Source organism: Phenylobacterium sp., assembly GCF_036501465.1.
GTDB lineage: Bacteria > Pseudomonadota > Alphaproteobacteria > Caulobacterales > Caulobacteraceae > Phenylobacterium.
On sequence record NZ_DASYAF010000186.1, the window covers coordinates 1 to 20,291 of the forward strand.

The following is a 20,291-nucleotide window of genomic DNA, read 5'->3' on the forward strand; positions in this document are numbered from 1 at the left end:
GGCGGCGCTGCGGGCGGCGGAAACCCAGGCGAGCGACGGTGCGGCGAGCCCCGCCAACACCGCCGGCAAGGCCACGACCGGTCAGGCCAAGACCGCCTCCGACGACGACAAGACCAAGGACTCGTCCAAGGACGCCAAGACCGCCACCACCGACCCGAACGCCGCGGCGACCCCGGCCGTCACCGCCTTGGCCGCCGTCAGCGTCCAGGTTCCCGTGCAGGCGGCGCCCGCGACCACGACCGGCGCCACCGGCCAGGCGGGCGGCGCGACGGGCTCACCGGCCGGCCAGACGACCGCCGCCACCCCCTTCGCCCTGGCCCAGACCGGCGCGGCGACGGACGCCGCGGGCCAGGCCAAGGCGGCCGGGGCGCAGCAGGCCGCCAGCGCGGCGGCTGACGAGGCCGAGGACGCCAACGCCACGGCGAGCGCGGTTACCGGCAAGCCGACCGCCGTCAGCTTGCCTGCCACACCGACGTCGACGACCGCCGCCCAGGCGCAGGCCCAGACCCCGGCGCCGGCCCAGGGCGCGGCCCAAACCCCACAGCAGCCCCAGGTCCAGGCCCAGCCCACGGCGGCCCAGACCCAGGCGCAACAGGCCCAGGCGCAACAGATCCAGGCGCAACAGGCCCAGCCGGCCGACACCACGCCCAAGGCGCCGGCGCCGCGCGGCGCCCGCGTGGACCTCACCAAGAGCGCGACCGGTTCGACCGGCTCGACCAGTTCCAGTGGGACCGCCGGCGCGGCGAGCCCCGGCGCCTCGGCCAAGGCGGCCGACGCGGTGCAGAACCTGGCCGACACCGCCGCCCAGCTGAACGCCGCCGACAAGGACGTGCTGGTCGCCCAGGCCGCCCAGGCCGCCAAGGGCGGCGGCGGCCCGGCGGCCGACGCCCAGGGCGCCGACGCCGCCACGATCGCCGCCGACCCGACGAGCGACCCGCAGGCCCCCGCGCCCGGCGTCACCGACCCGAACGCCGCGGCGGCGAACGCCACCAACCCGAACGCGCTCGCCGAGGCGGCCGCCAATGTCGTGCGCGGCTCGCCCGAGACCGTGGCCAACCTCGCCGCCCAGATCGTCAAGAACCTCAACAGCCGCTCGACCCAGTTCGACCTGCAGCTGACCCCCGCCGGCCTGGGCAAGGTCGACGTCAAGATGACCATCGGCGCGGACGGCAAGATGAGCGCCTCGATGTCCTTCGACACCCCGCAGGCGGCCGCCGAGCTGAAGGCCCGCGCCGGCGAGCTTCAGCAGCAGCTGGAGCAGCAGGGCTTCGACCTTTCGGGCGGCATGTCCTTCGACGTCGCCAATGGCGGCGGCCAGGGCGGCCAGGCCCAGCAGCAGCAGGACAACGGCGGCGCGGTGTTCCGCGGCCGCGCCTTCCAGGCCGCCATCGACAACTCCGACGCCGCGCTCGCCCCGCAGCTCGCCCCGCAACGCTCAACGCGCTCCGGCGTCGACATCCGGATCTGAGGCTCTCATGACCACCACGACCGCCCCCGTGACGACGACGCCTCCGCCGACGACGACGCCATCGACGTCGACGTCCGGCGGGACGACGAACACCAACACCCTGGCCGGCCTCGACAGCCTGACCAGCAACTTCACGACCTTCCTGACCCTGCTCACCACCCAGCTGCAGAACCAGGACCCGACCGCGCCGCTGGATTCCAACCAGTTCACCCAGCAGCTCGTGCAGATGACCGGCGTCGAGCAGCAGCTCAACACCAACAGCCTGCTGCAGCAGCTGGTGAACAACACCTCCGGCGGGGTCTCCACGGCGGTCAGCCTGATCGGCAAGCAGGTCAAGGCGACCAGCGACACCGCCAACCTGACCGGCGGCCAGGCCCAGTGGACCTACAATCTGCCGGCCGGCGTGGCCGACCTGAAGGTCCAGGTGGTCGACGCCAACGGCACGATCGTCAATTCCGTGGCGCCCACCGACATGGGCTCCGGCGACCACGCCTTCTCCTGGAACGGCAAGAACCTGGCCGGCAGCCAGCTTCCCGACGGGGGGACCTACACCCTGAAGGTCACCGCCACCGACTCCGGCGGCAACACACTCGCCACCACCAACTACCAGTCGGGCGTGGTCACCGGGGTCACCCAGAGCAACGGCTCGACCTTCCTCACGATCAACGGCTCCCAGGTGCCGTGGTCGAACATCGTCAGCATCAACCAGGTCGCCAGCACCACGACGACCCCGCCCACAAGCAGCGCGAGCGGCTCATGAGCCGTCTCCCGCCCCTCCCATCAACCGGACGGCAAAAGGCTGTCCCCGCATCGGCCTAGTGGCCCGCACCTCCCCGCAGCAGGCGGGCCCTCTAGGAAAGAACGGATAGAACCATGAGCATCAATTCCGCACTGCTCGCCGGCGTCTCTGGCCTGACGGCCAACTCCTCGGCGCTGGCGGCGATCTCCGACAACATCGCCAACGTCAACACCACCGCCTACAAGCGCAACGGCGTCGACTTCTCGACCATGGTCACCTCCCAGGCCGTGACTGGCGACTATTCCGCCGGCGGCGTGCAGGGCAAGGTCCAGCAGTTCGTGTCGACCCAGGGCCTGATCCAGGGCGCGACGTCCTCGACCGACCTGGCGATCAGCGGGGACGGCTTCTTCGTGGCCGCGAACTCGTCCACCGCCACGCCGTCCGAATTCACCCGCGCCGGCGCCTTCGAGCCGGACGCCAACGGCTTCCTGGTGAACGACGCCGGCCTCTACCTGATGGGCTGGCCAGTGCAGGCCAACGGCTCTTTCGACACCGACCCCTCGGACCTCAGCAAGCTGCAGCCGATCAACGTCAAGAACCTGGGCGCCGCGGTCGAGCAGACCGGCAACGTCGCCATCAGCGCCAACGTCGACCAGACCACCCCGCTGGGGGCAGGCGCGGGGAGCTACAACCTGACCACCGGCTCCATGGCCGCCTACGCCAACAGCAACGGCGCCTCCGGCACCGCGCCCGACGCGCCGCCGGTGGAATTCAGCGTCATCGACTCCGTGGGCGGGGTGCACAAGTTCGCCCTGGCGATGGAGAAGACCAGCACGCCCAACACCTGGAACGCGGAAGTCTATGCGGTCCCGGCCAGCGATGTGACCACCGCGGCGGGCACCCCGACGCTCTCCGGCAAGATCGTGTTCAACACCGACGGCACGATCAACACGGCCTCCACCACCTTGCCGACCACCCTGGCCCTGGCCGCTTCGGGCGGCGCGTCGCCGGCCTGGGGAACGAGCCTGGGGATCGGAGCCTCGTCGGTTAACATCGACCTGTCGCAGCTCGGCCAGCTCGCCGCGCCGTCCACCGTGAACCAGGTGAGTTCGGACGGCGCCAGCGCCGGCAACATCGTCGGCGTCCAGGTCGGGACCGACGGCGTGGTCTCGGCCCTGTTCGACAACAGCCAGGTGCGCAAGATCGCCCAGGTGGCCATCGCCACCTTCCCCAACGCCGACGGCCTGCAGCCGCTCAGCGGCAACGCCTACGGCGCCACCCTGGCCTCCGGCACCATGACGCTGAAGGCGGCGGGCACCGGTGGCGCGGGGAAGATCGACCCCTCCAGCCTGGAAGCCTCCACCGTCGACCTGTCGACGGAGTTCACCGGCCTGATCACCACGCAGAAGGCCTACTCGGCCTCCTCGAAGATCATCACGACGGCCGACACCATGCTGGACGAACTGATCAACATCATCAGGTAGCCGTAGTCTTAATACAGCTTAACTAAGTCTGAAATCCACATTGTGCCGAATTAATACACGGAGCCTCGAATGATTATGCCTTCGTTCACTAATACGATTCAGCGGCTGTTAGTAGCCGCGTCGTATTACTCTCATCAACAGTGATGGTGGGAAAGGCGTAAAGCCATGTTGCAGCAACAGCAGACGCGCACGAACAGCCGTGGGGAGGCCTATGTTATCGGGCCCACGGGCGCGCCGTTGACGCTGAGGGATCTGCCGCCGGCGGAAACCGGCCGGTGGGTCATCCGCCGCAAGGCCGAAGTCGTCGCCGCCGTGCGCGGCGGCCTGCTGACGCTCGAGGACGCCCTCGAGCGCTACCGGCTGACCTCGGAAGAGTTCCTGGCCTGGCAGCGGTCGATCGACCGCCACGGCCTGGCGGGTCTGCGGACCACGCGTCTACAGCAGTACCGCTGAGCCCCTCCCCGTTCCCCCGGGAATGGCTACAGCTCGTCGCGGCCGCGCCCTGGCCACAGGGGCGCGGCCGTTTCGCTTTGGGCGTTCGGCCTAAGCCGCGTGCAGTCCAGGGCTCAGCCCAATTAGGGTTCAGCCGAGGTCGCGCTCGACGTCATCGATGATCCGCCGCGCCTGGGCCGCCTCGTCGTCGGGGATCTGCAGGCGCGCCGGCAGGACGCCCGGATAGGCCGAGGCCTCCACCAGCACCGGATGCAACCCGGCCTCGGTGAGCAGGCTCTTGAAATAGCTGAGCCGCACCGGATCGGTGGTTTTCAGAAGCTCGATCAAGACCGCACCTCGCTCGCCCGGAAGCCCGGCGCGACCCGGCCCTCCCCCTCCAGCCGCCGCACCGTGACGCAGATCCGCTCGCGGTCGCCGGGCGCGCGCTCGACCAGCAGGCGCGCCACCTGGGCGTCGTCGTGGAAGGCGTAGCCCTTGATGGCGTCCAGGATCGCCTTGGCCAGGTTGTCGAGGTCGAGCCAGGGCGGATCGCCCACATAGTCCATGCGGATCTCCACCGAAAATTCGCCCCAGCTGGGCCGCGACCCGCGCCAGACCTTGCGGAAGAACTCGTAGATCAGCGGCTTGTAGTACTTGGCCTGGGTGGTCAGGCCGTCGACCTCCACCTCCAGCACGCCGCCCGCCTCGCGGGCGCGGACCTTGCCGTGCTGGGTCCAGGCCGCGTCCACGCCGCGAATTCCCGGAGAAGCCGTCAGACCCGCTCGACCTTCACCGCCGTGCCATAGGCCAGGACCTCGGTGATGCCTTCCATGATCTCGTTGGCGTCGTAGCGCATGCCGATGACCGCGTCGGCGCCCGCCCGCTGGGCGTGCTGCACCATCAGGTCATAGGCCTCCTGGCGGGCGTGGTCGGCCAGGTCGGTGTAGATGGTCAGGTTGCCGCCGAAGATCGACTGGATGCCGCCGGCGAAGGTGCCGATCACGCTGCGCGAGCGGACGGTCACGCCCCTGACCAGGCCGATGTGGCTCAAGACCTTGTACCCGGCGACGTCGTTGGTGGTGGACACGAGCATGGGTTCGGCTCCCGATTGAGACGCCACCTATACCGTTGGCCCGAAGCCCGCGCCAACCGTTGCCGCTTGGCCCGCTCGGAGCTAGACCCGCCGCATCGCAAGCCTGGGACGCCCCGATGACCGCCACCCGCACCGAAACCGACACCTTCGGCCCGATCGAGGTCCCGGCCGACCGGTACTGGGGCGCCCAGACCCAGCGGTCGCTGCAGAACTTCAAGATCGGCTGGGAAAAGCAGCCGAAGCCGATCGTCAAGGCGCTGGGCGTGGTCAAGCGCGCCGCGGCCGAGGCCAACATGGCGCTGGGCAAGCTGGATCCGGCGATCGGCGCGGCCATCGTCGCCGCGGCCCAGGAGGTGATCGACGGCAAGCTGGACGACCATTTCCCGCTGGTGGTCTGGCAGACCGGCTCCGGCACCCAGTCGAACATGAACGCCAACGAGGTGATCTCGAACCGCGCCATCGAGATGCTGGGCGGGGTGATGGGCTCCAAGAGCCCGGTCCATCCCAACGACCACGTCAACATGAGCCAGTCGTCGAACGACACCTATCCCACGGCCATGCACATCGCCTGCGCCGAAGAGGTGGCCAGAAGCGTCATGCCGGCGCTGGAGCACCTGCACGCGGCCCTGAAGGCCAAGGCCAAGGCTTTCGACCACATCATCAAGATCGGCCGCACCCATACCCAGGACGCCACCCCGCTGACGCTGGGCCAGGAGTTCGGCGGCTACGCCCACCAGACGGCGATGTCGACGCGGCGGCTGAAGGAGACGCTGTACGGCCTCTACGAGCTGGCGCAGGGCGGCACGGCGGTGGGCACGGGGCTCACCGCGCCCATCGGCTTCGCCGAGAAGGTCGCCGAGCGGATCGCCGCCATCACCGGCCTGCCCTTCGTCACCGCGCCCAACAAGTTCGAGGCCCTGGCCGCCCACGACGCCATGGTGTTCAGCCACGGGGCGCTCACCGCCACCGCCGCGGCCCTGTTCAAGATCGCCAACGACATCCGCTACCTGGGAAGCGGCCCGCGCGCCGGCCTTGGCGAACTGGCCCTGCCGGAGAACGAGCCCGGCTCCTCGATCATGCCGGGCAAGGTCAACCCGACCCAGGCCGAGGCGCTCACCATGGTCTGCGCCCATGTCATGGGCAACCAGACCGCCATGGGCTTCGCCGGCTCCCAGGGCCAGTTCGAGCTCAACGTCTACAACCCGGTGATGGCCTACAACTTCCTGCAGTCCTGCCGCCTGCTGGCCGACGCCGCGGTCAGCTTCACCGACAACATGGTGGTCGGCATCGAGGCCCGCGAAGACAACATCAAGGCCAACCTCGAACGCAGCCTGATGCTGGTCACCTCGCTCAAGGAGCACATCGGCTACGACAAGGCCGCCAAGATCGCCAAGACCGCCCACGCCAACGGCACGACCCTGCGCGAGGAAGCCGTCGGCGGCGGCTATGTGACCAACGAGCAGTTCGACGCCTGGGTGCGCCCCGAGGACATGATCAAGCCGGGGTGACGGCTGTCGCTAGGGCCGAACCGCCTCGCCGAACGCGGCCACCACCCGATCCAGCCGGCCGGTGACGGCGGCCAGCAGCAGGTGGTTATGGTAGTCGCGCGACTCCACGATCAGGCCCTCGCGCACCCGGCTCACCTGGATGTTCGGCGCCTCGAAGCGTCGCCCCGTCGTGGTGACCTCGCCGTCGTAGGTCCATTCGACCACCACCACCTCGGGATCGTCCGTCGCGCGGACGACGATGTCGCGGGCCACCAGCGACAGGGGCGCCTTGGAGACCGCCGCGAAATAGGCCTGGATCGCCGCCCGCCCGTCGAGCCGCGACGGGGTCGGCAGGCCGAACGGATAGTCGACCGTGGCGTCCTCGGCGTAGAGCGCGTGCAGATCGGCCCAGTCGCGGTTCGCGATGCCCGCGAGCAGGCGCCGCAGAACCGTTTCGGGGCTCGCCACGGACAAGCGCGCTAGGCCCGTCGCGACACTGCCACGTCGGCGAGGTCTTCCAGCGCCGGGCGCCAGGGGTTGGCGCCGAAGTCGGCGAGCGCGGCCTTGGCGCTGTCGGCATAGGACCGGGCGAGGTCCAGGGTCGACTGCAGGGCGCCGGTGCGGCGCATCAGCTCGCGGGCGCGCTCGAAGTCGGCCTCGGTCTGCTCGCGCCGGTCCACCGTGCGGACCCAGAAATCGCGCTCGGCGGAGCCGGTGCGGGCCATCACCAGCAGCAGCGGCAGCGTCGCCTTGCCTTCCCGGAAGTCGTCGCCGGGGTTCTTGCCCAGGGTCTCGCTGTCGCCGGAGTAGTCGAGCGCGTCGTCGACCAGCTGGAACGCCAGCCCCAGGTCCTGGCCATATTTGCGCAGCGCCCGGCAGCGCTCGGGCGGCGCGCCGGCGGATACCGCCCCGGACTCCGCGGCGGCGGCGAACAGCTCGGCGGTCTTGGCGCGGATGATCTCCAGGTAGACGTCCTGGGAAAGGTCCAGGTCGTGGGCGCGGGTCAGCTGCAGCACCTCGCCCTCGGCGATCACCCGGGAGGCGCGGGCCAGGATCTCCAGCGCCGGCATGGAGCCTGCGCCGACCATCAGCTCGAACGCCCGGGCGAACTGGAAGTCGCCGACCAGCACCGACGACGGCGCGCCCCAGATCAGGTGCGCCGCCACCCGCCCGCGCCGCAGCTGGGAGGAGTCGACCACGTCGTCGTGCAGCAGGGTCGCGGTGTGGATGAACTCCACGGCGGCGGCCAGCTTCAGGCAGGCCTCGTCGCGGGCGCCGGCGATCCGCGCCGCGGCGATGGTCAGCAGGGGCCGCAGGCGCTTGGCGGAGCCGGCGATCAGATGGTCGGCCAGCGCCGGGATCACCGGCACCGGCGAGTCCATATGCCGGCGGATCAGCGCGTCCACCGCGGCCATGTCGGTTCGCGCCAGCGCCAACAGGGCGTCCAGCGAAGGGGGTCTTTCCGCTACAACGGGCGTGGCGACGGCCAAGCGAACCTCAACTCGTGGGCGCGACGGCCGGACCGAGGGAGGCCGGTCGCCGTTGCGTCGGACAATGGTGACGCGATACGGCACGGTCAAGCGCGCCGGCCTGCTGGAACGGTGTAAGACGACGAACGGACATGGTTGAGACCACCGAAGACCGGGTGCTGGGGGGCCAGGTGCGGCTTCTGCAGCCTGCGCGCGGCTACCGGGCCGGGCTGGACGCTGCCCTGCTGGCGGCGGCCTGCGATGCAGCGGCCGGCCAACGGGTGATCGAGGCCGGCTGCGGCGCGGGCGGGGCCCTGCTCGCGGCGGCGGCGCGGCGGCCGGGCGCGCGTTTCCTGGGCGTCGAGCGTGACCCGCACGCCCTGTCGCTGGCGCGGGAAAACATCGCGCTCAACGGCCTCACCGACCGGGTGGAGGTTGCGCCGGGCGACGTCGGCCTGAGGTTCTCCGGCCTCGGCCTGCCGCCTTTCGACGCCGCCCTGGCCAATCCGCCGTTCTTCGACGACCCGGACGCCCTGCGCGGGCCATCCGAGGCGCGCCGCGCCGCCTGGATGGCGGACGATGGCCTGGGCGCCTGGGTCCAGTTCCTCGCCAAGGCGGTGCGCGAGGGCGGGACGATCACCCTGATCCACCGCGCCGACCGGTTGGGCGACCTGCTCGCGCTGCTGGCGCCCAAGGCCGGCTCGATCCAGATCCGTCCGGTCCAGCCCTTCGCCGACCAGCCGGCCAAGCGGGTGCTGGTGCGGGCGGTCAAGACCGGCAAGGCGCCGCTGCGGCTGCTGCCGGCGCTGGTGCTGCACGACCATGACGGCGGCAAGCACGCCGCCGCGGCCGAGGCCATCCTGCGCGGCGAGGCCGATCTACCCTGGCTCTAGGTCCCTGGCTCTAGGTCCCTGGCTCTAGGTCCCTGGCTCCAGGTCCCTGGCTCTAGGTCCCTGGCTCCAGGTCCCTGGCTCCCGGTCAGCGGTCTGCGGCCCTGGCCGCCGCCGCCTTCTCCACCGCCCGCGTGCCCTTCAGGATGTCCACCAGGGCGTAGTTCGCCTCGTGGCAGGCATATTCGTAGATCGGACCCTTGATGGCGCTGAGGCTCATCTCCGCGCGCCAGGGGCGGGTATAGTAGACCGGGTCCTCGACCGCGAACTCGTAGAAGATCTGGTCCTTGGACGCGCGGGTCAGCCGCTCGGTGACCCGGGCCTGCGGCGTCAGGAAGATCGGCCCGGCGCGGCCCTGCTCCGCGTTCACGTTGACCGTCTCGATCACCAGGGTCTCGCCCTCCCACCAGGCGGTGGAGTCGCCCAGCCACGGATGCAGGGCGGCCGGGCCGTGGGCGGCCTGGGCTGCGGCCTTGCTCGCGAACACCGGGATGGTGCGCGCGTCGTGGATCATCTCCGAGACGATGGCGACGCCGCCCGGCGTCTGCAGGATCTGGTAGTTGGAATTGTAGATGTTGTTGAGCATCCCCGGCCCGCCGGAGCCGCGCGAGCCGATGATGCAGCGGTCCCAGGGCTCGAAGGAGTCGGGGCCGGCGGGCGTGTCGGCGCGCCGCGCATAGGCCGCCGCGGCGGCAACGCGGCGTTTGCCTTCCGCCGTCAGCGGCAGCTGGCCGTCGGCCGGATCGACGATCCAGGAGGTGCGGAACTGGCCCTTCACCTGCCCGAGCGTCGCGCCGGGATCGAGCCAGTAGGCGTTGTAGCCGCCCGGATCGCCCTCGCCGGGCGCGCCGGCCGCGGCGTTCGACGGCTTGGCGTCGTTCTCCTGGCGGCGGACCTGGGCGCTGGTGGCGGCGAGCTTTTTCGCCTCTTCGGCGCTGACCACCAGGCCGCTCGTGCCCGGCATGCGGGTCAGGTGGGTGACCGAGGCGTTGGTCCAGACGCCGGAGAGGTCCAGGTGGCCGTCGGCGGCGCGCGGCAGGGCGTCCGCAGTCAGGGCAGGCGCGGCCAGGGCAGGCGCGGCGGACAAGGCCACGAGCATGACGGCCAGGCGGACAGCGGTTCGGATCACGCAGCTTCCCTCACGAACCGAATGACTTAACCCATTCCCAGGCGCGGCGCGCAAGCACCTGGCGACGCCGGCCGGGATCAGGCCAGATGCTCGCCCACCAGGCGGCCGATGTCGGCGAACACCGCCGCGATCCGCTCGGCGCTCGGTGAGCCGCCCTGGACATAGGCGCAGACCACCACTGGCCGGTCGGGTCTCGGCCAGGCCAGGGCGAGGTCGCCGGAGGCGTCCTTGCCGTTGTTGCCGGTCTTGTCGCCGATCCGCCAGGCCTTGGGCAGGCCGCCGCGCAGGCGGTTGTCGCCGGTCTTGCAGTCGATCATCCAGCCCGTCAGGCGCTCACGCGACGCCGGCGACAGCACCGCGCCCAGCAGGAAGCGGCGCACATTGCCCGCCATGGCGCGGGGCGTGGTGGTGTCGTGCGGATCGCCGGGCGGCGAGCGGTTCAGCACCGGCTCGTTGTGGTCCAGGCGGCTGACCGCGTCGCCGGTCGCGCGCCAGAAGGCGGTCAGGGCGGCCGGGCCGCCGATCCGCGCCAGCAACAGGTTGGCGCAGGTGTTGTCGCTCTGCTCCACCGCCGCCTCGCACATCGCGCCCACCGACATGAACCCCTTGGCGAGGTTCTGCCGGGCCACCGGCGCATACCAGTCGCCGTCGAAGTCGCCGGGGCCATAGTGGATCAGCTCGTCCAGCCGGTCCCGGCCGCGATCGACGTGGGTCAGGACAAGGGCGGCGAGCGACAGCTTGAAGGTGCTGCACATGACGAAGCGCTCGTCGGCGCGCCAGGCGATCCGCTCATGGCTGACAAGGTTCTCGGCGAAGAGGCCGATCTTGCCGCCCGTCTCGCGCTCATAGGCGCCGAGCAACGGGGCGGCCGGCGCCGGCGGCGCCTCCGGTTGGGCGAAGGCTGGCGCGGCGAGGCGCGCCGCCGGCGTGGCGGCCAGGACGGCGCGGCGATGCAGGGCCATGCCGCTCAGAGCTCCAGCCGCTTGCGCCAGGCCGGGTCCACCAGGTCCTGAACCTCGGGGTGCTTCTTGATGTAGCCGGCGATGAACGGACAGGCCGGGCGGACCATCAGCCCATGGTCGCGGGCGTAGCCCAGGGCCGCCCTGGCCAGGCCGGAGCCCACGCCCCTGCCCTCGAACGCCGGCGGGACCACCGTGTGTGGCAGGCGGATCGCCCCGGGCTCCAGTTCGTACTCGGCGAAGGCCACGTCATCGCCCAGGGTCGCCTCGAAGCGGCCGGTCGCCGCATTCATCACCACGTCGATCGGCTCGGCCATGCGGCGCTCCTGGGTTGGGCCTCTTCTTGACCCAGCCGGGGCCGCAGGCCAAGGTCTACAAACGCCGACGACACGCAGAAAAGGAGGCCGTGAACATGCAACCCCTTGCCACAGCCCTTCGCGTCGTCGTGCGCGCTGCCTAGGGCAGCGATCCGCTCTCCAGATCGGACGGGATTTCCGCACGGTCGACGCCGAACCGGCTTCTGACCTCCACATCACGGACATCTCGACATGCTCACCCACTACGGCTGGAGCGATGCGCTCCAGCACGACTTCGCGCCCTACGCGGCGCGCGGGCTCGCGCCCGCACGCGTCACCGCCCAGCACCGCGGCCTCTGGCGGCTGATGGGCGAGGCCGGCGAGATGGAGGGGCGGCTGTCCGGCCGCTTCGTCCATCAGGCCTTCGAAGGCGGTTACCCGGTCACCGGAGACTGGGTCGCCGTCGAACCGCACGGCGAGGGGGCGACCATCGCCGCGGTGCTGCCGCGCGCGAGCGCCTTCACGCGCCAGGCCGCCGGGACAGGCCAGGCGGCGCAGGTGGTCGCCGCCAACGTCGACGTGGCCCTGCTGACCGCCTCGCTGAACGGCGACCTCAATGCGCGGCGCCTGGAGCGCTACCTGGCGACGGCCTACGCGAGCGGCGCCGAGCCGGTGATCCTGCTCACCAAGGCCGACCTCTGCCCCGACCCCGCGCCGCTGGTCGCCGAGGTGGAAGCCATCGCCTGTGGCGTGCCCGTACTGGCGGTCTCGGCGGCGAACGGCGAGGGCTTGGCGGCCCTGGCGGGGTGGCTGAAGCCGGGGCGGACCGCGGTCCTGCTGGGCTCGTCCGGGGTCGGCAAGTCGACCCTTGTCAATGCGCTCTCCGGTGAGGCGCGGATGGCGACGGCGGCGATCCGCGAGGCCGACGCGCACGGGCGGCACACCACCACGCACCGCGAGCTGATCGCCCTGCCGTCGGGCGCCCTGATCCTCGACACCCCCGGCATGCGCGAACTGGGGCTGTGGCAGGCCGAGGCGGGTGTCGAGGCGGTGTTCGCCGACGCCACGGCCGAGGTCGAGCGGCTGGCCGAGGCTTGCCGGTTCCGCGACTGCGCGCACGGCCGCGAGCCCGGTTGCGCGGTGCAGGCGGCGCTGGCCGACGGGACCCTCGACGCGGCGCGCTGGCGAAGCTTCCAGAAGCTGCGCAAGGAGCTCGCGCACGCGGTTCGCCAGGAAGACCCGCTGGCGCGGGCGGCCGAGCGCAAGCGCTGGGCGGCGGTCCACAAGGCCGGCCGGGCGCGGACCAGGGCCAAGCGCGAGATGGACGACTGAACGGCGGTCCGGCGCTTCCGCCGCCGTCTCCACGAATTCGCTTGCGCGCGTCGCCTATTTCTGTAATTTCTGTTTCTACAGAAATTGGAGAAGGTGATGCAGCTCACGCCGGTCATGCAGCGCTACGTCCTGCACTGGGGCGAGATGGGCCAGCGTTGGGGCGTCAACCGCTCGGTCGCCCAGATCCACGCCCTGCTCTACCTGGCGGACCGGCCGCTGAACGCTGAGGAGATCGTCGAGCTCCTGGGGATCGCGCGCTCGAACGTCTCCACCAGCCTGAAGGAGCTGCAGGGCTGGGAGCTCGTGCGCATGCTGCACCTGCCCGGCGACCGCCGCGACCACTTCGAGGCCAAGCAGGACCCCTGGGACATGCTGATGACCGTGGTCGAGGGCCGCAAGCGGCGCGAGATCGACCCGACGCTGGAGATGCTGCGCGCCTGCGTCGCCGAGGCCGAGAACGACAAGGTCACGCCGACGGACGTGAAGGCCAAGATGGTCGCCATGAAGAGCTTCATGGAGGAGTTGACCGGCTGGTACGAGCAGATGCGCGACGTGCCCCAGCCGGTGCTGCGAAAGCTGTTGAGCCTGGGGGCGAAGATCACCGCCTTCCTCGCCCGCTAGAGGCGCGCCCGCCATGGTCGCCGCCCTCGATCTGCCCGGCCCGATCGTCCTCGGGGAACCGCTCCCGACGGTCTGCCGGCCGGTGGATTTCCACCGCCTGCTGGGCGGCCCGGCCTGGCGGAGCCTGCCGTTCGCCGTGCAGCGCCGCTTCGGCCCGGCCGCCCACCTCGCGCCGGTGCGCTACGCCGGCGCCATGCAGGTCCGCGCCTCGCGGCTGGGCTGGCTGATCGCCCAGGCGTGCCGCCTGCTGGGCACGCCGCTCGCGCCGTGGACCGGCGAGGACGTGCCGGTGGCGGTGGACGTCCACACCGACCGCAAAGGCGCCCTGGTCTGGGACCGCACCTACGCCTTCGAACGCCATGGCCTGGTGAAGGTCACCTCGCGCAAGGTGCTCGGCCGCAAGGGCGAGCTGATGGAGGTGATCCACGGCGGCCTCGGCATGACCCTGGCGCTGACCGTCGAGGACGGCGCCCTGCACTTCCGCTCGACCGGCTACTTCCTGAACCTGCTCGGCCTGCGCCTGCCGATCCCCTGGCCGGTCACCCCTGGCGACGCCCATGTGGTCCACGAGGACCAGGGCGGCGGCTGGTTCCGCTTTACCCTTCGCTTCACCCACCGCCTGGCCGGCGAGACCTTCTTCCAGACCGGCCTGTTCCGCGATCCGGGAGACCTGCCATGACCACCGTGCTCATCCTGCTGCTCATCCAGGGCCTGATGGGGGCCAGCGACACCCTCTGGCATCACGAGCTGGGCGGCCTTCCCGGGCGCAGTTCGGCGCGCCGCGAGATCGGCCTGCATGCGCTGCGCGAGGCGGCCTATGCGGTGGTCTTCCTCACCCTGCCGTGGCTGGCCTGGCGGGGCGCCTTCGCGGGCCTGATCGCCCTGCTGCTGGCGGTCGAGGCGCTGATCACCCTCACCGATTTCGTCGAAGAGGACCGCACGCGCCGCCTCGCCCCCACCGAGCGGGTGCTGCACACCCTGATGGCGATCCTCTATGGCGTTTTCCTGGCCGCCTTCGCCCCGGTGCTGCTGGCCTGGGCGCGGGCCCCCACCGGCTTCGCGGTCCAGGGCCACGGGCCGATCTCCTGGGCGATCAGCCTGATCGGCCTCGGCGCCGCGGCCTGGGCGGCGCGCGACGGGCTTGCGGCGCGCGCGCCCATCCCCCTGGCGCCCACCGCGGCGCGCCCCACCGGCCGCACGGTGCTGATCACCGGCGCCACCGGCTTCATCGGCGCCGCCCTGGTGGCGGACCGCAGGGCGAAGGGTGATCGGGTGATGGTCCTGGCGAGGGACATCCTGGCGGCGCGCGCCCGCTTCGGCCCGCAGGTGCTGGTCTACGACGACCTGGGCCAGGTTCCGGCCGAGGCGCGGATCGACGCGGTGATCAACCTGGCCGGCGCGCCCACCATCGGCGGCCTGTGGACCCGGGCGCGCAAGGCCAGGCTGCTGGGCAGCCGCCTGGCGGTGACCGGCGCGGTGGTCGACCTGATCGGACGGCTGGCCCGCCCGCCGCGGGTGCTGCTGAGCGCCTCGGCCGTGGGGTTCTACGGCGACCGGGGCGAGGCGCCGCTGACCGAAAGCGCCCAGCCGCAGCCGGGCCGCTTCCTGTCGGACTGCTGCCGCCTGTGGGAAGCCCGCGCCCTGGAGGCCGAAGCCGCCGGCGTGCGCGTGGCCCTGCTGCGGCTGGGCATGGTGCTCAGCTGGACGGGCGGGCCGCTGCAGCTCCTGGCCCTGCCGGCGCGGTTCGGCCTGGGCGTGGTGATGGGCGCGGGCCGCCAGCGGTTCCCCTGGATCCACCTGAGCGACGTGACGGCGGCGGTGGACTTCGCCCTGAACGAAGAGCGGCTCCAAGGACCGGTGAACCTCGTCGCGCCGCAGGACATCACCCAGGCCGGCTTCGCCCGCGCCCTGGCCGGCGCCCTGCACAGGCCGCAGTGGCTGGCGGTTCCCGCGCCGGTGCTGCGCGCGGCGCTGGGCGAGTTCGCCGACATGTTCCTGGCGAGCCAGCGCGCGGCGCCGGCGCGGCTGACGGCGCTGGGCTTCCGCTTCGGCCGGCCCGACCTGGCGACCGCCCTGGCGCGCGACGTCCGGCCGGCGGCGGAGAGGCCGTTCGCGGCCGGGCTGCCAGGGCGCGCCTAGACGACCACCTTGCGATAGAGGTGCCAGGAGGCGTGGCCCAGCACCGGCATGACGAACACCAGGCCGACCAGCGCGGGGATCGAGCCCGCGACCAGCAGGCCGGCGAAGATCAGGCCCCAGAGCGCCATGATCCCGGGGTTCTTCGCCACCGCCTTCACCGAGGTCCCGATCGCCACCCACATGTCCACGTCGCGGTCCAGCATCAGCGGGAAGGAGACCACGCCCATGGCGAAGGCGGCGACGGCGAACAGGAAGCCGATGCCGATCCCGCCGGCGATCAGGGTCCCGCCCGCCTGGGTCCAGAACAGGTTCTGCTCGAAGGCGCGGATGGTGGGCGGGGCGGCCGGGCCCAGCAGCGCCAGGTTCAGCTCGTAGGCCGCGGCCATCCACAGGCCGAACAGCAGCAGGAACAGCGCGCCCAGCCCCAGGATCGAGCCGATGGCCGGCGACTGCAGCACCTTGAAGCCATCGGCCCAGGTGACGTGCTCGCCCCGCTCGCGGCGGCGGCTCATCTCATAGAGGCCGATCGCGGCCACCGGGCCCAGCAAGGCGAAGCCGGAGGCCAGCGGAAAGACCATGGGCAGCAGGGCGTAGTCGGCCGCCAGCCGCGCCAGCACCAGGCCGGCCACCGGATAGATCAGGCCGATGAACAGGATGTCGTCGCGCAGCGCGCCCAGGTCGGCGACGCCCGCCCGCAGGGAATCCTTCAGGTCCTGCACAGTGATCCTGCGCACCTGCGGCACGGCCTGGCCGACGTGGCGCGCCGGGTTCGGCGTCAGGGCGTGGACGGCGGCGGACACGTTGTGGCTGAAGTTCTCCAGCGCATATTCGGCGGGGTTTTCGACGTGGTTCTCGGGCGCCATGGGCGACCTCCCGGTTTACGCCCGGGCGATGGCTTGGTGGCGTCGTGGGCCCGCCGGCCAGAGGGTCAGCGGGTCGCGCGGCGGAACCGCCACAACCCAGACTATTGGAGGCAGCCTAGCACGGCGCGCCAACGGCGTCCTCCTGGGTTCAGAAGAACGCCGCCAGCCAACTGTTCGATCCGTTTCGCCTCGTCTGGCTCCCCGCCTTCGCGGGGATGAGTCGGCGCTGCGTGCGCGCTCAGTTGCGGGCGGTGTCGACCAGCTTGTTCTTGGTGATCCAGGGCATCATGGCGCGCAGGCGCTGGCCGACTTCCTCGATCTGGTGCTCGGCGCCGCGGCGGCGCGTGGCCTTGAAGCTGGGCGCGCCCACCGCGTTCTCGGCCATGAAATCGCGCACGAAACGGCCGGACTGGATGTCTTCCAGCACCCGCTTCATCTCGGCCTTGGTCTCGGCGGTGACGATGCGCGGGCCGGTGACATATTCCCCGTACTCGGCGGTGTTGGAGATCGAGTAGTTCATGTTGGCGATGCCGCCCTCGTAGATCAGGTCGACGATCAGCTTCACCTCGTGCAGGCACTCGAAATAGGCCATCTCCGGGGCATAGCCGGCCTCCACCAGGGTCTCGAAGCCGGCGCGGATAAGCTCCACGAGGCCGCCGCACAGCACCGCCTGCTCGCCGAACAGGTCGGTCTCGCATTCCTCGCGGAAGTTGGTCTCGATGATGCCGGAGCGGCCGCCGCCGATCGCCGAGGCATAGGCCAGGCCCAGGTCCATGGCGCCGCCGGTGGCGTCCTGATGCACCGCGATCAGGCAGGGCACGCCGCCGCCCTTCTGGTACTCGCCGCGCACCGTGTGGCCGGGGCCCTTGGGCGCCACCATCAGCACGTCGACGCCGGCGGCCGGCTCGATCAGGTTGAAATGGACGTTCAGGCCATGGGCGAACAGCAGGGCCGCGCCATCCTTCAGGTTCGGCGCGATCTCGGCGTTGTAGATGCCGCGCTGCAGCTCGTCCGGCGCCAGCACCATCAGCGCGTCGGCCCATTTGGCGGCCTCGGCCACGCTCATCACCTCCAGGCCGTCGGCCTCGACCTTCTTGGCGGTGGCTGAGCCGGGCTTCAGGGCCACGGCGACGTTCTTCACCCCGGAATCCTTGAGGTTCAGCGCATGCGCCCGGCCCTGCGAGCCATAGCCTACGATGGCGATCTTCTTGTCCAGGATGCGGGAAAGGTCGGCGTCGCGGTCATAGTAGACGCGCATGATTGTTCTCCTGGAAGGTCAAGAAGCGCCGCATGTGCGCAACGGCAGTGCAGCAAAGCGGCCGTTCTGAAGCGGTTTTTTGCCGGAAGGTCAAGGGTTGGGCCGGGGCTGGGGCGGTCACAGCCGCAGCCTCGCCATGGCGATGGCGTCCACGTGGCGGCCGTTGCGCCAGGCATAGGCGCGCATCAGGCCCTCGCGCTCGAAGCCGAAGCGTTCGTACAGCGCGATGGCGCGAGCGTTGTCCGAATAGACCGACAGCTCCAGCCGCTTGAGCTGCAGCCAGTTGTCGGCAAGGTCGATGACCGCGTCGAGCAGGGCCGCGCCCACGCCTCGGCCGGCGTAGGCGTCGTGCACCGCCATGCCGATCGAACCCACGTGCGCGCGGCGGGCCTGTTCGCGGACGAGGAAGATCATGCCCACCGCCTTGCCGTCGACCACGCCGACCAGGCGGGTCGAGTCCGCGTTCGCGGCGAACCGCGTCTGGCGCGCATCTACCGAGGTGTAGGGAAGTTGCAGGGTGCCGGCGTAGGCGTCGGGCTGGTTCCAGGCCTCGGTCAGGTCGGCCACGTCGGCGGGCTCCATCGCCCGGACCAGGATGTCGGGCCTGGCGCTTCGCGCTCGGGGATCGGGCGGGTCCATCGGTCGTCTCCGGTCGGGGCGGGAGGCGGACGGGCGCTCATGAAAAAGCCCCGTCCGGATCCGGCGGGGCTGTGCGGGTCGCTCTGTGCTGTTCGGGTCTAGCGCACAACGTCCCTCACCGGCCCGCCGGAGGCGGTCGGAATAAGGAGTACGAAGAGCGGGCGCATCGAACGCATGGCCGCCTCATAGCGGCTTGGACGAAGCTTGGCAAAGCATGGCAGCCTCGCGCCATGATCGAGGTGACCCCCACGATCCAGCTCGCCGACGATGAGTTCCAGGTGCGCGCGGTGCGCGCCTCCGGGCCGGGCGGCCAGCATGTGAACAAGGTCTCCACCGCCGTGGAGCTGCGCTTCGACGCCCGTGGCTCGCCCGGCCTGCCGGAGGATGTGCGCGCCCGCCTCTACCGGCTGGCCGGAAGCCGGCTGACCCAGGACGGCGTGATCGTGCTGGTGGCCCAGACCCGGCGCAGCCAGGAAATGAACCGCGCCGAGGCTGTCGGCCGCATGCTGACGCTGATCCGCAAGGCCGCCGAGCCGCCGCCCCCGCCGCGCAAGAAGACCCGGCCGACCTACGCCTCGAAGCTGAAGCGCCTGGAGGGCAAGTCCAAGCGAGGGAATGTGAAGGCGATGCGCGGGCGGCCGCGCGGTGACGACTAGCCCTCCGCCGCTCATCCCGGCGAAAGCCGGGATCCAAGCCGAGCCTGTGACTAAGCCCGGCCGGAGCCACATCCTGGACCATCGCTTGGGTCCCGGCTTTCGCCGGGACGAGCGGAAGGGGGATACGCTAGTGTCCCGTCGACTTGCGTCGAGGGAGCTTCGGTGAGCATCGAGCTGGAAGCGGCGGCGGCGGATTCGCTCTCGCACCTGGTCGGTGGCGGCCGCAATCGCCACATGCCGCCGCACGGGTCGCACTGCAAGAACTGCGACGCCGAGCTGGTCGGGCCGTTCTGCCACGTCTGCGGCCAGGGCGCCGACCTGCATCACCGCTCGATCCTGCATCTGATCTATGAGGCCTTCGAAGGGCTGTTCGAGCTGGACGGGCGGCTGTGGCGCACCCTGCCGGCGCTGTTCTTCAAGCCCGGCGGCTTGGCGCGCGACTACATCGACGGCCGCATCGTGCGCCACATCCCGCCGTTCCGCTGCTTCCTGGTGGCCCTGGTGGTGTTCATCTTCGCCGCCCAGAACATGACCCACCGCTCGACGGTCATCAGCCAGCGGAATGTGGCGCGCGAGAACGCCAGGCTGGCCACGCCCCAGGGCCGCGCCGAGGCCGCCGCCAAGCGCCGCACGGAGGCCGCCAAGGACCTGCGGGACGACCTGAAGGAGGCGGCCGCCGACCGCGACGAGGAGCTCAAGGACAAGGACGTCAGCCCTCAGAAGACCCTGGCGGCTTACAACCGGCGGATCGGCAGGGTCCAGGCCCGCTACGCGCGGTCGATGCACCACGCCGACCGCGTGGCCCAGGGCCTGCCCGCCAAGGATCCCGCCGAGGACGCGGCCAAGCCCGCCCGGCCCGACAAGACCCGCTGGTTCGAGAAGGGCATCAAGAAAGCCGCCGACGACCCCGACCAGTACTGGAACGTGGTCTTCAACTGGGGCCACCGCGGCGCCGTCGGGCTGTTGCCGATCGTCGGCCTGTCGCTGGCGCTGGTCTACCGGCGGCGCAAGGACCTCTACGTCTACGACCACCTGATCGTGGCCATGAACCTGATGTCGTTCGGCTTCCTGGTGAGCGCGGTGGGGTTCCTGCTGCCGTTCAGCGCGATGGGCTGGTACTTCGCCGCCGCCGCGGTCTGGAGCCTGGTGAACCTCTTCCAGACCCTGCGCGGCGGCTATGGCTCGAGCCTGCTGGGCGCGGGGATCAAGACCCTCGTCGTCTGGTCGATCACCGGCTTCGCCTCCGTGTTGCTGCTCACCGGCCTGCTGGTGCTGGCGGTGGCGACGATCTAGGCGCAGGGCATCTGGCCACGCGGCGGGCGTCTGGCGCGATTTCG

The 20,291-nt window shown here is 71.0% G+C and carries 23 protein-coding genes; 12 read left to right on the forward strand and 11 right to left on the reverse strand.

The window, feature by feature from the left end; translation table 11 throughout:
• The 4 genes from VGL85_RS21905 to VGL85_RS21920 all read left to right on the forward strand — a co-directional run.
• Window positions 1-1,468 (forward strand): flagellar hook-length control protein FliK (locus VGL85_RS21905; RefSeq protein ID WP_331591173.1); only part of this gene is annotated, 1,468 nt, incomplete at its 5' end.
• A gap of 7 nt (window positions 1,469-1,475) precedes the next feature.
• Window positions 1,476-2,228: a flagellar hook assembly protein FlgD gene (locus VGL85_RS21910; protein WP_331591174.1), complete on the forward strand. Its 753-nt coding sequence runs from the start codon at window positions 1,476-1,478 to the stop codon at window positions 2,226-2,228.
• A 113-nt stretch (window positions 2,229-2,341) separates the two neighbouring features.
• Complete coding sequence (locus VGL85_RS21915) at window positions 2,342-3,691, forward strand: flagellar hook protein FlgE (protein WP_331591175.1); 1,350 nt, start codon at window positions 2,342-2,344, stop codon at window positions 3,689-3,691.
• 165 nt (window positions 3,692-3,856) lie between these two features.
• Window positions 3,857-4,144 carry a DUF1153 domain-containing protein gene (locus VGL85_RS21920; protein ID WP_331591177.1) on the forward strand — a complete coding sequence of 96 codons (288 nt, stop codon included), beginning with the start codon at window positions 3,857-3,859 and terminating at the stop codon, window positions 4,142-4,144.
• 129 nt (window positions 4,145-4,273) lie between these two features.
• Here VGL85_RS21920 and VGL85_RS21925 read toward each other — a convergent pair whose 3' ends face one another.
• The 3 genes from VGL85_RS21925 to VGL85_RS21935 are packed head-to-tail and all read right to left on the reverse strand — an operon-like array spanning window position 4,274 to window position 5,216.
• Window positions 4,274-4,471, reverse strand: a complete 198-nt coding sequence (locus VGL85_RS21925) for a DUF2007 domain-containing protein (RefSeq protein ID WP_331591178.1) — start codon at window positions 4,469-4,471, stop codon at window positions 4,274-4,276.
• Entirely contained in the window at window positions 4,468-4,899 is a 432-nt protein-coding gene (locus VGL85_RS21930; RefSeq protein ID WP_414695330.1) for a RusA family crossover junction endodeoxyribonuclease, read from the reverse strand. Before VGL85_RS21930 ends, VGL85_RS21925 begins: the two co-directional genes overlap by 4 nt.
• On the reverse strand, window positions 4,896-5,216 hold the full coding sequence (locus VGL85_RS21935; protein WP_331591180.1) for a YbjQ family protein: 321 nt from the start codon (window positions 5,214-5,216) through the stop codon (window positions 4,896-4,898). The genes VGL85_RS21930 and VGL85_RS21935 overlap by 4 nt, the downstream gene beginning before the upstream one ends.
• A 116-nt stretch (window positions 5,217-5,332) precedes the next feature.
• Here VGL85_RS21935 and fumC point away from each other — a divergent pair, with 116 nt between their 5' ends.
• Window positions 5,333-6,724, forward strand: a complete 1,392-nt coding sequence (gene fumC / locus VGL85_RS21940) for a class II fumarate hydratase (RefSeq protein ID WP_331591181.1) — start codon at window positions 5,333-5,335, stop codon at window positions 6,722-6,724.
• A 9-nt stretch (window positions 6,725-6,733) separates the two neighbouring features.
• Here fumC and VGL85_RS21945 read toward each other — a convergent pair whose 3' ends face one another.
• Together VGL85_RS21945 and VGL85_RS21950 are read right to left on the reverse strand one after the other, a co-directional pair.
• A complete protein-coding gene (locus VGL85_RS21945; protein WP_331591182.1) occupies window positions 6,734-7,171 on the reverse strand; it encodes a nuclear transport factor 2 family protein in 438 nt (145 codons plus the stop codon).
• Between the two features lie 11 nt (window positions 7,172-7,182).
• A complete protein-coding gene (locus tag VGL85_RS21950; protein ID WP_331591215.1) occupies window positions 7,183-8,151 on the reverse strand; it encodes a polyprenyl synthetase family protein in 969 nt (322 codons plus the stop codon).
• A 173-nt stretch (window positions 8,152-8,324) separates the two neighbouring features.
• Here VGL85_RS21950 and VGL85_RS21955 point away from each other — a divergent pair, with 173 nt between their 5' ends.
• On the forward strand, window positions 8,325-9,065 hold the full coding sequence (locus tag VGL85_RS21955) for a tRNA1(Val) (adenine(37)-N6)-methyltransferase (protein WP_331591183.1): 741 nt from the start codon (window positions 8,325-8,327) through the stop codon (window positions 9,063-9,065).
• Window positions 9,066-9,150: 85 nt separating this feature from the next.
• Here VGL85_RS21955 and VGL85_RS21960 read toward each other — a convergent pair whose 3' ends face one another.
• The 3 genes from VGL85_RS21960 to VGL85_RS21970 form a co-directional block, all read right to left on the reverse strand.
• The gene (locus tag VGL85_RS21960; protein ID WP_331591184.1) at window positions 9,151-10,191 is read right to left on the reverse strand and encodes a hypothetical protein; all 1,041 of its coding nucleotides are present in this window, start codon (window positions 10,189-10,191) and stop codon (window positions 9,151-9,153) included.
• Window positions 10,192-10,268: 77 nt separating this feature from the next.
• Window positions 10,269-11,153, reverse strand: a complete 885-nt coding sequence (gene bla, locus VGL85_RS21965) for a class A beta-lactamase (protein ID WP_331591185.1) — start codon at window positions 11,151-11,153, stop codon at window positions 10,269-10,271.
• Window positions 11,154-11,158: 5 nt separating this feature from the next.
• Window positions 11,159-11,467, reverse strand: a complete 309-nt coding sequence (locus tag VGL85_RS21970) for a GNAT family N-acetyltransferase (RefSeq protein WP_331591186.1) — start codon at window positions 11,465-11,467, stop codon at window positions 11,159-11,161.
• 231 nt (window positions 11,468-11,698) lie between these two features.
• Here VGL85_RS21970 and rsgA point away from each other — a divergent pair, with 231 nt between their 5' ends.
• The 4 genes from rsgA to VGL85_RS21990 all read left to right on the forward strand — a co-directional run bounded on the left by rsgA (window position 11,699) and on the right by VGL85_RS21990 (window position 15,538).
• Window positions 11,699-12,778, forward strand: a complete 1,080-nt coding sequence (rsgA, locus tag VGL85_RS21975; RefSeq protein ID WP_331591187.1) for a ribosome small subunit-dependent GTPase A — start codon at window positions 11,699-11,701, stop codon at window positions 12,776-12,778.
• 96 nt (window positions 12,779-12,874) lie between these two features.
• Window positions 12,875-13,399 carry a GbsR/MarR family transcriptional regulator gene (locus VGL85_RS21980; protein WP_331591188.1) on the forward strand — a complete coding sequence of 175 codons (525 nt, stop codon included), beginning with the start codon at window positions 12,875-12,877 and terminating at the stop codon, window positions 13,397-13,399.
• Between the two features lie 13 nt (window positions 13,400-13,412).
• On the forward strand, window positions 13,413-14,078 hold the full coding sequence (locus tag VGL85_RS21985) for a DUF4166 domain-containing protein (protein ID WP_331591189.1): 666 nt from the start codon (window positions 13,413-13,415) through the stop codon (window positions 14,076-14,078).
• Window positions 14,075-15,538, forward strand: a complete 1,464-nt coding sequence (locus VGL85_RS21990; protein ID WP_331591190.1) for a TIGR01777 family oxidoreductase — start codon at window positions 14,075-14,077, stop codon at window positions 15,536-15,538. Before VGL85_RS21985 ends, VGL85_RS21990 begins: the two co-directional genes overlap by 4 nt.
• Here the strand turns inward: VGL85_RS21990 and VGL85_RS21995 are convergent.
• The 3 genes from VGL85_RS21995 to VGL85_RS22005 all read right to left on the reverse strand — a co-directional run bounded on the left by VGL85_RS21995 (window position 15,535) and on the right by VGL85_RS22005 (window position 18,298).
• On the reverse strand, window positions 15,535-16,401 hold the full coding sequence (locus VGL85_RS21995) for a DUF2189 domain-containing protein (protein WP_331591191.1): 867 nt from the start codon (window positions 16,399-16,401) through the stop codon (window positions 15,535-15,537). The two genes, VGL85_RS21990 and VGL85_RS21995, sit on opposite strands and share 4 nt — an antisense overlap.
• Window positions 16,402-16,639: 238 nt before the next feature.
• Window positions 16,640-17,659: a ketol-acid reductoisomerase gene (ilvC, locus tag VGL85_RS22000; protein WP_331591192.1), complete on the reverse strand. Its 1,020-nt coding sequence runs from the start codon at window positions 17,657-17,659 to the stop codon at window positions 16,640-16,642.
• A gap of 117 nt (window positions 17,660-17,776) precedes the next feature.
• Entirely contained in the window at window positions 17,777-18,298 is a 522-nt protein-coding gene (locus tag VGL85_RS22005) for a GNAT family N-acetyltransferase (RefSeq protein WP_331591193.1), read from the reverse strand.
• Between the two features lie 230 nt (window positions 18,299-18,528).
• Between VGL85_RS22005 and arfB the strand changes: the two genes are divergently transcribed.
• Together arfB and VGL85_RS22015 are read left to right on the forward strand one after the other, a co-directional pair.
• The gene (gene arfB, locus VGL85_RS22010; RefSeq protein ID WP_331591194.1) at window positions 18,529-18,954 is read left to right on the forward strand and encodes an alternative ribosome rescue aminoacyl-tRNA hydrolase ArfB; all 426 of its coding nucleotides are present in this window, start codon (window positions 18,529-18,531) and stop codon (window positions 18,952-18,954) included.
• Between the two features lie 162 nt (window positions 18,955-19,116).
• Window positions 19,117-20,247 carry a DUF3667 domain-containing protein gene (locus VGL85_RS22015; protein ID WP_331591195.1) on the forward strand — a complete coding sequence of 377 codons (1,131 nt, stop codon included), beginning with the start codon at window positions 19,117-19,119 and terminating at the stop codon, window positions 20,245-20,247.
• Window positions 20,248-20,291: the final 44 nt, after the last annotated feature.

Bases quoted from the DNA above. Each gene is read 5' to 3' on its own strand.
- VGL85_RS21910 (WP_331591174.1), top strand. From the start codon at position 1,476: ATGACCACCACGACCGCCCCCGTGACGACGACGCCTCCGCCGACGACG.
- VGL85_RS21915 (WP_331591175.1), top strand. From the start codon at position 2,342: ATGAGCATCAATTCCGCACTGCTCGCCGGCGTCTCTGGCCTGACGGCC.
- VGL85_RS21920 (WP_331591177.1), top strand. From the start codon at position 3,857: ATGTTGCAGCAACAGCAGACGCGCACGAACAGCCGTGGGGAGGCCTAT.
- VGL85_RS21935 (WP_331591180.1), bottom strand. From the start codon at position 5,216: ATGCTCGTGTCCACCACCAACGACGTCGCCGGGTACAAGGTCTTGAGC.
- fumC (WP_331591181.1), top strand. From the start codon at position 5,333: ATGACCGCCACCCGCACCGAAACCGACACCTTCGGCCCGATCGAGGTC.
- VGL85_RS21955 (WP_331591183.1), top strand. From the start codon at position 8,325: ATGGTTGAGACCACCGAAGACCGGGTGCTGGGGGGCCAGGTGCGGCTT.
- bla (WP_331591185.1), bottom strand. From the start codon at position 11,153: ATGGCCCTGCATCGCCGCGCCGTCCTGGCCGCCACGCCGGCGGCGCGC.
- VGL85_RS21970 (WP_331591186.1), bottom strand. From the start codon at position 11,467: ATGGCCGAGCCGATCGACGTGGTGATGAATGCGGCGACCGGCCGCTTC.
- rsgA (WP_331591187.1), top strand. From the start codon at position 11,699: ATGCTCACCCACTACGGCTGGAGCGATGCGCTCCAGCACGACTTCGCG.
- VGL85_RS21980 (WP_331591188.1), top strand. From the start codon at position 12,875: ATGCAGCTCACGCCGGTCATGCAGCGCTACGTCCTGCACTGGGGCGAG.
- VGL85_RS21985 (WP_331591189.1), top strand. From the start codon at position 13,413: ATGGTCGCCGCCCTCGATCTGCCCGGCCCGATCGTCCTCGGGGAACCG.
- VGL85_RS21990 (WP_331591190.1), top strand. From the start codon at position 14,075: ATGACCACCGTGCTCATCCTGCTGCTCATCCAGGGCCTGATGGGGGCC.
- VGL85_RS21995 (WP_331591191.1), bottom strand. From the start codon at position 16,401: ATGGCGCCCGAGAACCACGTCGAAAACCCCGCCGAATATGCGCTGGAG.
- ilvC (WP_331591192.1), bottom strand. From the start codon at position 17,659: ATGCGCGTCTACTATGACCGCGACGCCGACCTTTCCCGCATCCTGGAC.
- VGL85_RS22005 (WP_331591193.1), bottom strand. From the start codon at position 18,298: ATGGACCCGCCCGATCCCCGAGCGCGAAGCGCCAGGCCCGACATCCTG.
- arfB (WP_331591194.1), top strand. From the start codon at position 18,529: ATGATCGAGGTGACCCCCACGATCCAGCTCGCCGACGATGAGTTCCAG.